The following is a 13,414-nucleotide window of genomic DNA, read 5'->3' on the forward strand; positions in this document are numbered from 1 at the left end:
CCATTTAAAAGTCTGCGGGTCAAGTCGCGGGCGTGACTGGCGCACCGTCGGCGACGGGGAAGCCATGTCTGCTGAGCGCCCCCTCCGCCCAGGCGGTGGAACTGGTGCGCCGTGCGTCAGAGCCACGGCTTCAGCCCATATAATGCGCCTCCAGAAGATCAAGCTCCCGTCCCAGCTTGCGGCCTATCCCGCTGCCGATCTGGCGGCTGCGGGCGAGCTCGACCAGCTTTGTCCGCTCGGCCCGCACGCCGATCAGTCTAAACTCGGTCATGAGCACGTCCTGAGCCTGAATGGTGAGCCCGTCTGAACCGGTCAGGCCTTCGATGCGCTCTCGATAGAGCGCCATCACACGTTCGCCCGCCGCTATGGAGACGCCGGGGGCGCCCGGGTCATCGATCAAGGCCTGCTGGCGCTGACTGATCGCCCGGATCGCAGCCTCGGCGATCGCGAGTCGAGCGGCGTTTTCCAGCGCCAGGTCCGAGGGTTCGGGCGGCATGGTCAGTCCCTCGAGCAGGAGCGGAAGAACGAACGTGGCTAAAACCAGCGAGACGATGATCACGCCTGCAGCGAGACAGATGGCCAGGTCACGCGCTGGAAAGGGTGTTCCATCGATCAGGGTCAGCGGCAGGGTAAGAACGCCTGCGAGCGTGACGACGCCTCGCACGCCTGCGAAGGAGGTGGCGGCGACGACGCGCAGGCGGGCTCGGCGGGCAAGGCCCGAGCCCGCGCGCCCCCTTAGGATCGTCAGGTGCAGCGACGCCCAGACCCAGACGAAGCGCAGAAGGCCCAAGCCGCCCACGATGGCCAGCACATAGACCGCCAGCCACCAGACCGAACTATGTCCGGTCTGCGCGACGGTTTGCGGCGCGTCGCTGAGGATCGCCGGCAGTTGCTCGCCCAGGAGGACGAAGATGACGCCGTTGAGCGCGAACTGGATTGTGTCCCATACCGAATTGCGCTGCATCCGCGTTTCAGCCAGGCCCCCGCGGGACAGTTCTGCAAAAGTCATGGCGACGCCCGCGCTGACCGCCGCGAGTATGCCCGATGCGTGGATGTGTTCGGCCAGCAGATAGGCGCCGAACGGGATCAACAGACTGACAAGAATCTGCGCACCCGCATCTTCGCCCCAGCGACGGGATATCCACGCCTTGGCGCGCGTCGCGGCCAAGGTGACGACCACGCCCGTCGCCAGCCCCGCCCCCGCGACCCACAAGAAGTTGAGAGCGGCCGCCCCTGCGGAAAATCCGCCGGTAAGCGCGGCTGCAATGGCGAAGCGCAGGCACACGAGGCCGGATGCATCATTGAGCAGAGATTCGCCCTCCAGGATGTGCATCATACGCTTCGGGATCGGAACACGCGCCGCGATCGCCGACACCGCGATCGGGTCGGTCGGCGACACCACCGCCGCCAAGGCGAAGGCGACCGGCAACGGCATGGCGGGTATCATCCAATGAATGAAATAGCCCATGCCGATCACGGTCAGCAGCACCAGGCCGAGGGCCAGCTCCACGACCGTGGACAGATCCTGCCGCAACTCGTCCTTGGGAATACGCCAGCCGTCGAGGAACAGCAGAGGCGGAAGAAACAAGAGCAGAAAGAGCTCAGGATCCAGAACGACACGATACGACGTAGACAGGCCGATGACAGCGCCCAGCGCGATCTGCACCAGAGGCGCAGGGATCGACACGGGAAGCATTCTCGTCACCACGCCGCTGACGACCACCGCAAGCAGCAGGAAAAGGGTGATCGATACGGCTTCCAAATCGAAATCTCGGATTGTCCAGAGGGTCGGGTGACAGGCCTAGCTAAAGATCAATGCCGATAAGACACAAGCCTGATCGCGACGAGGCAAAGGCGAGCCCCGTTGAGCTGTCTCACTGTCGACTGGCCGTTTCGCCCTTTCAACAGATCCTGCCCGCCCAGGCTCGGGCGGGCCGCGTCCGGCGTCTTCGCCCCCAAAGCGGCGGCCCCGTTCAGCGAAACGCCATCGACGCCGATAAGCCGCATCCGCGATCCTGCGATGAAAACTCTGGTGATCGAGATGACGGATCGGATCTTCGCCTATCCTCTCACCCCGAAGCCATGGCGGGCATCCGCACGGCGACCCGGACCTGGGGTCTTCCGACACTGGACCCCAATCTGATGAAACGGGTTGAGCCGCTGCACGCAGAAAAGGCGCTCGCCGTACCGGCCGAACGCTATGGCAAGGGCGGCGGCGAGGACGAAGACTAGAAGCCGAAGTCCGTCTGGGCCGGATCCGGGCCACGCGAACGCCGTCGCGGGATGCGCGCCGAAGCGGCGGGCGGCGGACGCGCCGGCGGCGAAACGGCCGGCGCGCTAGGCGGCGCTGGCGGCGGCGTTCGCGACGGAGCGCTTTCCCGGATGGTCCGCGGCATGCCCGGCAAACGCGGCGCGCTCGGCGGGTTGAACCGCCGCTCGCCGCCGCTCGCTCGACCTGTCATCGGTTCGGCGCATCGTCTCGCCCGCTTCCAGGCGTTCAGTTCGCTCTCCCACCAGCCGACCCGGCCCGGAGAGACGGGTATCGGCCAGGGAAACAGCCCGGCCCTCTGCATGCGCCACGCCGTCGTTCGGCTGACGCCGACCAGTTTTCGAACCTCCGGCCAGAGCAGAAGCCGGTCATCCGGGCCGCCGGGCTCGACGCCATCGCCGCTCGACCGGATCGGGGTCATCCGCCCTCTTGGAGGCGGAACCGGCGTCGACTCCGCGCGATCCAGGATCACCCCCGTCACGAGACGCCCCCTCGCCGCCTCCGGATAGCCGGAGAAGAGGTCGGGGACGTCGGATCGGGTCGGCCGGCGCTCAGCCACGGCGCCGGCTCTAGGCCGCAGCCGGGGCGCCGGTGCGCAGACCCGATATCTGCGCCGCCGCCCAGGCTTCGAGCAGATTGCGGGGATAGTACGGTTTCGACCGGATGTGGCGACACGGAGGTCCATCCGACCGGGTCGACCAGAGCCGCGCCAGCGTGGCCGGCTTGAGACGGATGCCGCGCTGCGCCAGGAAGGCGGAGGCCTCGGCGCGCGTCAGGAGCGCGCCTTCGTCGACCGCCGAAAACGGGGGTTCCGTCACCATTCGGAGCCTCCCTGAGGCCGGCATTGTCGGACGGTGAGCACCCGGCGTCCCGCCGCCAGGGCGAGGTAGCAGTCCAGAACGCTCGCGACATACTGGCGGGTCTCGGCGATGTCGGGAATCCGTCCGAGCCGCGCGACCCGGGCGGGTCCGGCGTTGTAGGCGGCCAGAGCCAGCCGCACGTCGCCGAACCGGACGAGTTGCTGCGCCAGATAGGCCGCGCCGCCGCGCAGGTTCTCCTCCGGCGCCAAACGATCCCGAACCTGAAGATCGGCTGCCGTGCCCGGCATCAGCTGGGTCAGGCCGCAGGCGCCGGCGATCGAGCAGGCCTCGGGTCGATAGGCGCTTTCGACAATGACGACGGCGTGAAGACCCGTCCCCCGTCCCGACAGACGCGATCCCCTCCGCGAGCGGCGACCCGCTTGATGAGCAGGACGGTCGCAGGCATGCCCAGATCGCCGAGATAGGCGCGCGCCACATCCGGTTGCGGCACGGCGACGACCGCGCCCGGCGACGCTCGCCCCGCGAACTCCCGGACATACAGACCGCGCGGCAGGCTCGGACTTTCGTTGATCAAGGCCAGGGTCGGCGCCCGATCCGCGCCGAGCCCCAGGCCGGCGATCAGGCCGATCCAGGCCGACGGCGCCGCCCAACGCCTCAGGAAGACGGGATGCGCGCTCATGGCTGATAGGGCTCCAGAACGAGGTCGCGGGTGATCATGACCCGCACCGGGGCCCCGGCGTCCAGTCGGATGCTGGGGCGGACGTTCAGCTCGCGGTCCACAAGCCGGCCGCCGACCTGCGCGCCCTCGATCGCGGCGGCGTCTCCGGCGTCGCCCAGCAGGCCGCCGCCGCGCTCGCTGTCCCGCGCCGCTTGTCCCAGGGCGGTGACCGCCCCGCCGAACAGGGTTCCCAGCGCCAGGGGCAACAGTCTGCGCTCGACCCGTCCACGGACCCCGACGGCGCCCTGGGCGTCGACGCCCGCCTCTGCGTCCAGCAACAGGCTCTTGCCGTTGGGCAGGATGATCCGTTCCCAGGCGATGAAGGCCCGACGGTCGCCGTATCGGCTCTCGCCTTCAGCCGCGCCGATCAGACGCGCGCCCTGGGGCAGGAGAAGATGTCGTCCCGAGATCGTGTCGAAGACGTTCCGGCTGTTGAAAGAACACCCCGATGCCTTCGCCGACGCCGCAGCCTACGAGAAGACGGCCGCGGCCAACGGCTCGCCGTTCACCTGGAGCCAAGGGGAAAGCTTGGAGGAGCTGTCGCGGGAAGACCGCATGGCGCAAATCCAGTCTGACTTCCAACGGAGGCAAGAACGGGCGCGGGCCGCACGCAAGCGCAATCCGCTGTCGGCGCAGACCGGGCAAGAATCTGATGTCGATTCCCTGTATGGGATCGACGAGGCGTCGGCGGGCTGCGTGATCTGCCATAAGTAATGGTCGGTTCTGCACAATGCTCGGTCCGAAAGCCGACGTTCCGAATGCCGCCTGAGAGTCAAAACTGGTCATCCCTCCCCCGTCATTTGCGGGGCTTGGGTTCGCTTCCCCAATAAAGCGTCGAGACGCTCATCAGAAACGCGCCAGGAAAAGACATTCAGTTGCGGCTGAAAAGCCGACATCCTCGTCAAAATCACTACGCTGAGGCGTTGCAGCTTGCCGACAGGAAAGGATTGCAAGCCGGAGCGCTACTGTGAATGCCCGATTTGCTTGGGGCTTCTGTCGTGGCAGGCTTCACGGTGCCGGGCTAACGTGACGGCTTCTCGTTGGCCGCGATCTGGTGATTGGCCGCCAGGGTCAGGATCGGTCCGCTCAGGGCCTTGACCAATTCGTCGTTCAAATAGGACACCGGCAACAGACTGAGGCGATCCGAAATCTCGCGGATGACCGGCCTGAACAGGCCGCTGACCAACGTCTCATGAATATTCACGAGCACAATAGATTTCCAGTGGGTCTATTTCAATCGGCAAAATGACATCTACACCCCTGAGATGAGTTACTTTCGGGCCAGTGCAGCGCGCCCCTGCCACCGTCCGGCCTAACGGCGCCCCCACGGGCAGAATGTATATCACTGCTATCCCAATTTGAAACGCCTACGTTTTAAGTTTTCAGTAACCACTCATTGCGGGGGCGCGCCTATGAAAATCAGACTTACATCAGCGGTGAGCCTGACAGTCGCACTGCTAGCCAGCGGAACATCTTCGCTCGCGCAACAGGCGGATTTCGCCCGCAGGGTGTTCGTCGTTGAACGATCGGCTGTGACCGGCACGGCGATTTCGACGTTCGCCCCCTCCGACGCCGGTTACGTCAGGCTCCGGGTCGCCCGGTTCAATCAGGACGCCTCCACCGATCTTTGCCGGCAGAGACCCCGTGGGTTCAACAGTTTGCAGGCGGCCAGCCAATCGATCGGGGGCGTCGCGTCAGACGCCTGGCGGCGCTTCCTTGGTGAGAACACCATCAGCGGGATGGGCGTCCGGGTTTTCCTGGGCGCCGACGCCGAGGCCGCGTCTGATGAGAGCGCCCTGTCTGACATAATCTTCAACCAAGTCGTGATCCCGAAGAAGTTCAAGAACTGTCAGCCCGACGCTCGCAACGGTGCCGCATTGTCGCCCATGGCGAGCCTGACCTCGGGATCACCGATCTTCGCCGCACGGGTGCGGCGCTGGTACACCAACTCGGTCTCCGACGAGGCGATCACACGGATCTCGACCGTAGGAACCTCGGCAGGCACAATCGCGGGATTGCCCGCGCCCTTGGCGGCCTCTCTCGCTGGGTTTGGCTCGCGGACCTACCGAGCGGACGTCGAGGCGAGCATGGGCTCTCGCGTCAGCGAAATGTTCAATCCCTCTGAGGAGGACGCGGGACGGATCGTCAGAGTCTTCACCGGCTATTCCCTGCCGACCGAGGAAAATCCTGACTTCGGGCATCGTGCGGGCGCTTCCCAGTACCGCTTCCGCAACTTCGTTAAGACCGACACTGCCTATCCCTACGCCGACATCATGATGGTTACGGTCGCGTCGATCTTTGACCAGCGATCCTCCAGTTTCGCCCAGGCCAAGGCGCTCGGCGAGGTCCAACGCATTGTGGATTCGCCCGACATCCTTGAGGCCCCCCTCCTGAACGCCAGGGCGGAGCGCGACACGCTCAACAAGATCTTTGCGCTCGCCCCGGACGTTGCCGCCGCCATCTCAAGTTACCAGCAGGCGCCCTCGCTCGATCTACTTGAAGAGCGCTGCAAGGTGCTTTCAGGACGGCTGCAAAAGCCGGAGCTCGGCCTGTCACGCCAAGACGCCCATGTCATCCTACTGGCGCTGGCCAAACGTCACCAACAGTACGGCAGCGATGCTCCGGATCCGATGCGACGCGATCAGGCGCTTTCTCGGCCATGCATGGGCCAAGTCGGGAGGGAGGTTTCCAAACTCGGCGTCGACATGCCAGCGATTCCCCCTCAGAAACTCCCTGTCGGGCCCGCTGACCGCGCGGCCGTCGCCGACCTGCTTCACTTCGCCAGCATCGCCGGAACTGCGACCGCAGCCTCGACCGTTCTGACAAACAATCTGGCCCCCCAGATTCCGGTCAATAACGAACTCTCGCTGCTGGCGGACGCGCCCAGAAACCAGAGCCTGTCTCCTGCGACCTTCGCAGCCCTGATGCGCACGCACTTTTCAGCAATCGGGTGCAGCCTGCCCACCGCACAGGACACGGTCGATGTGTCAGACCAGCCCTTTACCCCGGTGGGAGCAGGCGAGCTGAAGCGCACCATGGTCGCCGTTATGGTGTCCGAGGATGGCTTGCAGCGTTACGCCGGGGTTTTCCAGTTTGATCCCCGATCAGCCGGTGCCGCACCGATTGTGTCCGGGCTCGTGATCCAGCCCCTGACGGACGGATTGGTCCAATCCATGCGTACCGCCTACCCCGCCGGATGCCCGCTTTTACCTCAACCTCCCGCTTCTACCCCAGCGCCCGCGTCTGCCGTCCCTCCCGCGATCACTCCACCCGCCACCCCGGCACCGGCGTCTCCCATCGCGGCGTCCGTCTCCGGCTCGACCTGAGCGGTCTAGGCTTCGCGTAGGCGTCGGCTCCGACCTGTCCCTCACCAGCCTCGACCCTATCGTAAGGTCCCACGGCCGTCCTCAGTGCGGCCATCTCACAAAGGGTATTCCATGGCGCATTTCGACAGACGTCAACTGGCAGCGGGCTTGGCTGCCGCCTGGCTCGCGCCGACGCCGGGCTTCGCCCAGACGGGGTCCTTGCCCGCAAGAGGACCCGCACGTTTAATCCTTCCCAGTCCGATCTTCCCACTGCCCGATCGGGTTCCGATCACCGTGCGAAGCGGGGAACGCCCCCATCGGCGCGGAAGTTACCGTCTTGAGCCGGAAGTCATCGGCACCAAATTCGTGGTGCACAACTACGGGCACGGCGGCGGCGGGATCACGATGAGCCAAGGCTGTGCGGCGGAGGTTCTGTCGATCGTGACGGCCAACCGCGCCGCCCTGCCGGACAGGCGGGTCGCCATTCTGGGCGCCGGGGTCATGGGAATGGCGGTTGCCACCGCCCTCAAGAAGGCCAGCATGGACGTGACCCTATATTCAAGAGCAATAAGCCCCAATACCACCTCAGACGTCGCTGGCGGTCAGTGGGCACCATCGGTGGTCGACCACGATGATCGCGCCAAATACCTTCGTATCCTGAGAAATTCATACCAAGCGTTCGTGGCGGCGAGCGACCGATACGGGGTGACGCCAAGGGACAACTACACCTTTGAAAGTTCTGACGAGCTCGAATACGCAGAGCTTTCAGGGGCCGCGCCCGCCGAACGCATGCTCCGGCTCCCATTCGAGCGCGTCACCCGCGGTGGGTGGCGCTATCCGACGCTTCTAGTGGAACCTCCTGTCTATCTGGGCCGGATGCATCGCGATCTGCGGAGCGCTGGCGTGGCGTTCCAGACGCGTTCGTTCAATAGCCCGGAACAGGTCCTGGCCTTGCCGGAGCCGACGATCATAAACTGCCTCGGCCTCGGGTCGCGAAACGTCTGGGCAGATCCGGCGCTGACCGGTCAGAAGGGCGTCCTAGCCATGCTGCCGCCCCAGCGGAACTTGCCCTACCTTTACAGTGGGATCGGCTATCTCTTTCCTCGACGCGACCATCTGGTCGTCGGCGGTTCATGGGAGCCCGAAGGCGCGGTCGACACACATCTGACCGACACCGAGAAGGGCCAGTTGATCGTCAAGATCGTGCGCGCCGTCTTCCAGGGTGCCCTGCCCGCCCCGACTTGGCTCAGTGGCACGCGCCGGATAACCGCGCGAGACATGCTCTAGTGTCGTCCCAAGACCAAACTCAGAGCAAAGGCGTCGATTAGGCCGCGCTGTGTCACACGTTTGGCGGAGCAACCTGTTGAGCCCACCCCCGAGAGCGGACGTTGGGAAGGTCGACAACGATCTAAAGCGGTCAATGTCGATCTACAGGTCAGAGGTCCCCCTCCCCTGTAAGCCACCAGTCCAAAGACTAGATTTTCTCCCGGACTGACCTGCCCCGGAATTATCGGACAGATCTGACCATAATCGAGGTCGTCGATCCGTGCAGTAGCGGCCAAGGCGTCGCGAGCGGTCATATTGATATCAGCCTTCGTCCCATAGGTGAAAGTGGCTCGATGGCGACCGCCCACACCTGGGAATGGTTGCTCCATGTTTATCGCAATTCCGTCGCCCTTCGACACTCCTTCGAGCGCCATTCGGTTCGCTGACGGAATGTGATGCGGGGTGATGTCATCGCCCTTAACGCCCGCTGCGATCAGGTCGTCATAGGTCCCGACCATACCCTCGCCGGGAAGCAGCCTAGGTCCGTTGGTGAGGGGAACACTCTCTGCGGCAACAGAGCAGCCGCTAAATCACGGGCCTTCCATCAAGCGCGCCTCAGCACTGCTTTCATCGACGATGACGACGATTGGACCGTCGATCAACGTCCCCTGAGGGCTGAAAAGATCATAGATCACGTTCCATTCGCCGGGATACCGGGTGCTCCCCTTTCCTTCCACGAAGGCCATCCTGTGACCCTTCTTGCCCATGGTCTCCAAGAGACTGTCCGCTGCGGCGCGGGCTTCGTCTTCGGTCATCGTATCCCTCCCACGGCGTAGATATCGTCGACAGCGTGCGTTCGCTGTTCAGGTGTAAGTGCACCCCACCTCTTTGGCGAGTTCTCTAGCGCGTCAAACACATACTGCTCCACGGCAATCCGCCCGTAGGCAGAATACGCTTCCTGCCCGAGCTTTGGATACTGAATGAAGTGATTTAGCTCGTGCCAAACCTCATATTCAGTGGGATTGCTCCTAAGAGCCAAGCGTCCATTCACGGCGTCGAAGCCGCCCGCTTTTCCGAGCGGAATGAACTCGTCGCCAACCTGCAAAGTCACGCCGCGCCTGCCGAGATAGCCCTCCAAGCGACCGAGCTTAGTCGTGTCGTAAAGCGCATCGCCAAGGCGACCTTCAATAAAGTCAGTTGTCCCCTTTGCGGCACCAGCCCTACGAGCGGCGTTCGCTTCAAGAAGTTCCCGCATCCTGGCAGTTTGGCCAGAGGGGACGCGGTTCGCCGCCTCGCGCTGTGCACGACCCATGGCGTTAAGTGATTCAACCTCTGCCTTGAGGTCGCGCACGACGGCTCCGCCCGCATGCCGCGTTACGTCGAATATCTCGTCGCTATGTTTGATGAGCGGCTTGGCGAAATCGCCGGCGATGGGAATGAAGCCGATGCCCGACGCAGCCAGATCGCCCCCGGCTCCCTGTCGCCCTTGCGCAACATGGACGACGGCGGCGCTAAAGCCTCGAACGTCAGAGATCGGATTTAAGCCTCTGACGATCTGCCTGGCGATCGCACCGGCGGAGTTCCCTTCATCGAAATCGCCTATGTCGGGCGCAGTTCATGCATGACAGTTAGAACGGGCTTCGGTTCGTCTTTGATCCAGAACAAGTCTGGTCGAAAGAGAGATTTCAGTTCGGCGCGGCGACGGGAGAAGCGGGGAAAGTCATCGGCTACGTCCGAAAGCTGTTCCGTCACCCGGATGACGACCACGCCGTCGCGAACCTCGACCGGGAAGCCATGGGCGCGGATCCGGTCCACGTCCACCTCGTGGGCATAGCCTTCGCCATAGGCCATCGCCCAGCCGATGTTGGGGATGCCGGGGTTCAAGGGGCCGCCGAAGGAACCGCTTTGGAAGCGCGACTCAGCCGCAGTCGGTGCCACGGGATTTTCCGCCTCGCCAAACAGATGCAGCATGCCGACATTAGCACGGGCTAGACTAGCCCATCGGTCGAAGACCTGATCGAAGTTGACGGACCGCTCCCAGCGGGATTGAAACCAAAATGTGCCTGGAATTCTATCGCCGAACTTATTTGTCTTCGCGTATTTCACATAGCCTCGGCTGGCCAGTTTGGACTTTCGCTTCCAATGGGGCCCCCAATAAAATTCGAATGGCGGTTCGCCTTCGGCTCGCATGACCGCGATCTGAGCCCACCATTTCTCCAGAAAATGTTCGGGGCTGATGAACGGATCCTTGAATTTCTCGTCCCATGAAACCAGTTCGGGCGTTAGCTTCGGCTCCCGGCACAGTTCATCAATGAAAATGCGTCCGGCCAATGGCGTAGCGAGATCAGTCGAGGTGTCGATGGCTATAAGTGCAGTGGGCTTGGTCATGGTTGTTACCTAGAAGGCCAGTCAGTCAGGGTGTCAATTGCAGGATCATAGCGATAGACACCGCCGCCAAACCGCTCGTTCACGGCACTAATGTCACGCAGCAGCGGCTGGCTAATGTGACGTGTATTGGGGCTGACGACCAGATTGAACGGCATACGATTCTGCTCTGCGTACTCCAACTGTGCTCTTAGTTGCCGCGAACTGCCTATCTCCGCGACATCCTTGAACTCGACCACGCCCATGGAGCGACCGAACGCGTCGGGTATGGTGCGCACGACCGTGCCGTCGGGCATGGTCACCGGGATCAGGCGGGTGTTTTTGCCGACCCCGATATGGCCGAGCATGCTCTGGATAGCGTTGCGCTCGAACGTGCGGCCACGCTGCATTGGCATCTGGATATCCAGCGCCCGCAAGGTCCGGCGCGCGCCCAGACCGGCGGCCAGCATGCCCAGGGTCAGGGTGCCGGTGCCGCCGTTGCGGGATGTGGTCGCGTCGTAGCTGACGCCTTCGTACAGCCCGGTGAAATAGTCGCGGACCTCGCCGACCTTCCTTTCGACGAAGGCGCCGACCGGAGACGCCTCAATGGCGCCGCTGACCACGAACGTCGTGGGGCCCGTCAGGACATCAATCGCCATCAGGCCGTAGCCAAGGGCTGGATTCTCCTGAATTGTCTGCTGAACCCGATGCACCACGCCGCCTGCATTGCTGACGACACCGTCCGTCAACGGCATGCCGTAAACGGTGCCGAGCTTGCGCATCTCGACCAGGACGTCCGGGAGGTGGGACTGACCGTCCTCGTCGATCCAGCCTTCGCCGAACGCGGAGGGCGCTTTAACGACCCAGCGGTTGTCGGCGAACTCGACAACGCCTTCAGTATAGGGAACGTCCATCAGGTCGGATTTGGCGAAGTCGTTCACCACGAAGCGAACCTCGTCCTCCGACAGGCCGTTGACGTGATAGAGATGATTTGCAAGACCGGTCAGGCGCTCGCCGGGTAAGGCATCTGGACTCAGCGCCAGACGGGAACTCTCCGCTAGGGTGGAATAGCCGTCCGCGTTCAGAACGCCCGCCGTTTCACCATAGCGTCTGCCTTGCATCTCGTCGTTGTTGGCGAGGCTGCCTGCTGCATGCCGACGCTGTTCGATCGGCGTATCCTGAAATTCAGGCCGATCGATCAGGGCTTCCGTTTCATCCCTGAGATATCGCGACCGCTGAGCCGCCTGTTGGGCCTCTTGAATCCCCCCCGCCACCATATTCCCGATCGTCTGCCCGATCACATCCGGCAGGACGGATTGCAGATTGTCGCCAAAGCTGGTCCCTGCGATCAGCGAGCGGACGCCCGCGCCGGCGACGGCCGAAACCGTGCCCGACACCATGCTGTTGACCAGACCCTGGCGGGAGAAGGCGGCGGCTGGGGGAAGGGCGTTCGAGACCGTCGAGCCCACGCCTCGGACCACGCCCGCGACCGCCACCCCGGTCCAGTCGAACCGGTCCTGCAAGCCCACGGCCACGGACACCCCCTGGGTCAGGGCGTTCAAGCCGGCGCCGCGCACACCTTCCTGCACCCAGGTTGGTCCCGGAATCTTACTCAGGGTGTTGTTGACGCTGTTCAGGCCGCCGACCCCTTGGTTCACGCCGGCGGTCAGGGCGCTGATGCCCACCTGCTTCCAGTTGATGTTGTCCTGAGCGCCCGTGGCGACCAGGAAGGCCTGGCCCGCCGTCGAGCCCGCCGCAGCGGAGGCGGCGGCCGTCACCGTCGCTGCGACCGCTGTTGCAGCCTTGCCCGCGCCCATCACGCTGGAGACCATGGCCGCCATCTTCTCGCCCATGGCCCCCTGACTGACGTAGGTCACCACCACGGCGATAACCACGGCGATGATCTGCCCCACAACGCCACAGCCCTTCTTGCCGGCGTTGGCGACGGGTTTGGGCTGGGTGGGCGAGACATCGCCCATGGCCTTGTTGGGGTCATAGGGGCGGAAGGTGTCGGCGGTGTTGTGGACATTGGCGACCTTGCCGGGGATCGACAGGGTCTGGCCCGCGACCAACGGGTTGGCCGAGGTCAGACCATTGGCCTCGGCGATCATGTACCACAGCGAGGCGTCGCCCCAGACCGCCGCCGCAATCCCCTGAAGGGTGTCGCCGTCGCGCACCGTATAGGCTGAGGCGCCGTTTCGGACCGAGCCGGGGGTCAGAGATTCATAAGCCTGACCGAAGTCCGTCGCCACCCCGGCGGCGTTGCCGGTGATGAAGGGGGTGGACGTGCTCGACGGTTTCAACGTGCGTCGGCTGACGGCCCAGGCGTAGCCGTCGCCCCAGCCGGGGTTGTTCGTCACCTCTCCGACCCTGACGCCGCCGAAATAATAATAGACGTCCTTCGGATCGGACAGCGACGCATTGTTGTCCGCCTCGGTGCGACGCAGCACCTGGCCGTTGACGTCGGTGATGAAGGTGACGTTGCGCGGCCGGCCGTCCTGGATGTTCACATAGGTCAGACGCCCATTGACGTCATAGGCGAAGGTCGAGGTCTGGATCGCGTCCGAGGTGGTCGCCGTATTGGTGTCGAACTTCAGCTGGGCCTGACGGGCGTCGTCCCACCAGGTGTAGCTGTAGGTCATCTGGGCGGTCGGATTCGCCGCGTCGAACC

16 protein-coding genes are annotated in these 13,414 nt (G+C 64.0%); 5 read left to right on the forward strand and 11 right to left on the reverse strand.

The features are described 5' to 3' along the window. Window positions 1-130 precede the first annotated feature (130 nt). Window positions 131-1,762, reverse strand: coding sequence for a Na+/H+ antiporter (locus PKE72_RS15585; protein ID WP_271166286.1), 1,632 nt, complete (start codon window positions 1,760-1,762; stop codon window positions 131-133). Between the two features lie 320 nt (window positions 1,763-2,082). Between PKE72_RS15585 and PKE72_RS15590 the strand changes: the two genes are divergently transcribed. Then, window positions 2,083-2,232, forward strand: a complete 150-nt coding sequence (locus PKE72_RS15590) for a hypothetical protein (RefSeq protein ID WP_271166287.1) — start codon at window positions 2,083-2,085, stop codon at window positions 2,230-2,232. Here the strand turns inward: PKE72_RS15590 and PKE72_RS17480 are convergent. The 5 genes from PKE72_RS17480 to PKE72_RS15615 are packed head-to-tail and all read right to left on the reverse strand — an operon-like array spanning window position 2,229 to window position 4,218. Beyond that, the gene (locus PKE72_RS17480) at window positions 2,229-2,954 is read right to left on the reverse strand and encodes a helix-turn-helix transcriptional regulator (RefSeq protein ID WP_309298348.1); all 726 of its coding nucleotides are present in this window, start codon (window positions 2,952-2,954) and stop codon (window positions 2,229-2,231) included. The two genes, PKE72_RS15590 and PKE72_RS17480, sit on opposite strands and share 4 nt — an antisense overlap. Beyond that, complete coding sequence (locus PKE72_RS15600; RefSeq protein WP_271166288.1) at window positions 2,839-3,090, reverse strand: hypothetical protein; 252 nt, start codon at window positions 3,088-3,090, stop codon at window positions 2,839-2,841. Before PKE72_RS15600 ends, PKE72_RS17480 begins: the two co-directional genes overlap by 116 nt. Further along, window positions 3,084-3,479, reverse strand: a complete 396-nt coding sequence (locus PKE72_RS15605) for a lytic transglycosylase domain-containing protein (RefSeq protein WP_271166623.1) — start codon at window positions 3,477-3,479, stop codon at window positions 3,084-3,086. The genes PKE72_RS15600 and PKE72_RS15605 overlap by 7 nt, the downstream gene beginning before the upstream one ends. Beyond that, window positions 3,386-3,769, reverse strand: a complete 384-nt coding sequence (locus PKE72_RS15610) for a S26 family signal peptidase (protein WP_271166633.1) — start codon at window positions 3,767-3,769, stop codon at window positions 3,386-3,388. Before PKE72_RS15610 ends, PKE72_RS15605 begins: the two co-directional genes overlap by 94 nt. Beyond that, window positions 3,766-4,218: a TraB/TrbI/VirB10 family type IV secretion system protein gene (locus tag PKE72_RS15615; protein WP_309298352.1), complete on the reverse strand. Its 453-nt coding sequence runs from the start codon at window positions 4,216-4,218 to the stop codon at window positions 3,766-3,768. Before PKE72_RS15615 ends, PKE72_RS15610 begins: the two co-directional genes overlap by 4 nt. On the opposite strand from PKE72_RS15615, the gene PKE72_RS15620 reads away from it, so the two are divergent. Further along, the gene (locus tag PKE72_RS15620; protein ID WP_271166289.1) at window positions 4,109-4,522 is read left to right on the forward strand and encodes a hypothetical protein; all 414 of its coding nucleotides are present in this window, start codon (window positions 4,109-4,111) and stop codon (window positions 4,520-4,522) included. The genes PKE72_RS15615 and PKE72_RS15620 overlap by 110 nt on opposite strands. Before the next feature lie 307 nt (window positions 4,523-4,829). Here the strand turns inward: PKE72_RS15620 and PKE72_RS15625 are convergent, their stop codons facing one another. Continuing rightward, a complete protein-coding gene (locus PKE72_RS15625) occupies window positions 4,830-5,018 on the reverse strand; it encodes a hypothetical protein (protein ID WP_271166290.1) in 189 nt (62 codons plus the stop codon). A gap of 202 nt (window positions 5,019-5,220) precedes the next feature. On the opposite strand from PKE72_RS15625, the gene PKE72_RS15630 reads away from it, so the two are divergent. Both PKE72_RS15630 and PKE72_RS15635 read left to right on the forward strand, forming a co-directional pair. Continuing rightward, window positions 5,221-7,134, forward strand: coding sequence for a hypothetical protein (locus tag PKE72_RS15630; RefSeq protein ID WP_271166291.1), 1,914 nt, complete (start codon window positions 5,221-5,223; stop codon window positions 7,132-7,134). Between the two features lie 111 nt (window positions 7,135-7,245). Beyond that, on the forward strand, window positions 7,246-8,400 hold the full coding sequence (locus PKE72_RS15635; protein ID WP_271166292.1) for an FAD-dependent oxidoreductase: 1,155 nt from the start codon (window positions 7,246-7,248) through the stop codon (window positions 8,398-8,400). A 569-nt stretch (window positions 8,401-8,969) separates the two neighbouring features. Here the strand turns inward: PKE72_RS15635 and PKE72_RS15640 are convergent. Together PKE72_RS15640 and PKE72_RS15645 are read right to left on the reverse strand one after the other, a co-directional pair. Beyond that, a complete protein-coding gene (locus PKE72_RS15640) occupies window positions 8,970-9,194 on the reverse strand; it encodes a hypothetical protein (RefSeq protein WP_271166293.1) in 225 nt (74 codons plus the stop codon). Further along, the gene (locus PKE72_RS15645) at window positions 9,191-9,730 is read right to left on the reverse strand and encodes a zincin-like metallopeptidase toxin domain-containing protein (protein ID WP_271166294.1); all 540 of its coding nucleotides are present in this window, start codon (window positions 9,728-9,730) and stop codon (window positions 9,191-9,193) included. Before PKE72_RS15645 ends, PKE72_RS15640 begins: the two co-directional genes overlap by 4 nt. Window positions 9,731-9,745: 15 nt before the next feature. Here PKE72_RS15645 and PKE72_RS15650 point away from each other — a divergent pair, with 15 nt between their 5' ends. Then, window positions 9,746-9,922, forward strand: a complete 177-nt coding sequence (locus tag PKE72_RS15650) for a hypothetical protein (RefSeq protein ID WP_271166295.1) — start codon at window positions 9,746-9,748, stop codon at window positions 9,920-9,922. A 56-nt stretch (window positions 9,923-9,978) separates the two neighbouring features. Here the strand turns inward: PKE72_RS15650 and PKE72_RS15655 are convergent, their stop codons facing one another. Continuing rightward, entirely contained in the window at window positions 9,979-10,767 is a 789-nt protein-coding gene (locus tag PKE72_RS15655) for a hypothetical protein (protein WP_271166296.1), read from the reverse strand. Window positions 10,768-10,772: 5 nt separating this feature from the next. Next, window positions 10,773-13,385, reverse strand: coding sequence for a putative toxin (locus tag PKE72_RS15660; RefSeq protein ID WP_271166297.1), 2,613 nt, complete (start codon window positions 13,383-13,385; stop codon window positions 10,773-10,775). Window positions 13,386-13,414 lie beyond the last annotated feature (29 nt).

The sequence above is a fragment of the Brevundimonas intermedia genome (genome assembly GCF_027922165.1).
GTDB classification, from domain to species: domain Bacteria; phylum Pseudomonadota; class Alphaproteobacteria; order Caulobacterales; family Caulobacteraceae; genus Brevundimonas; species Brevundimonas intermedia.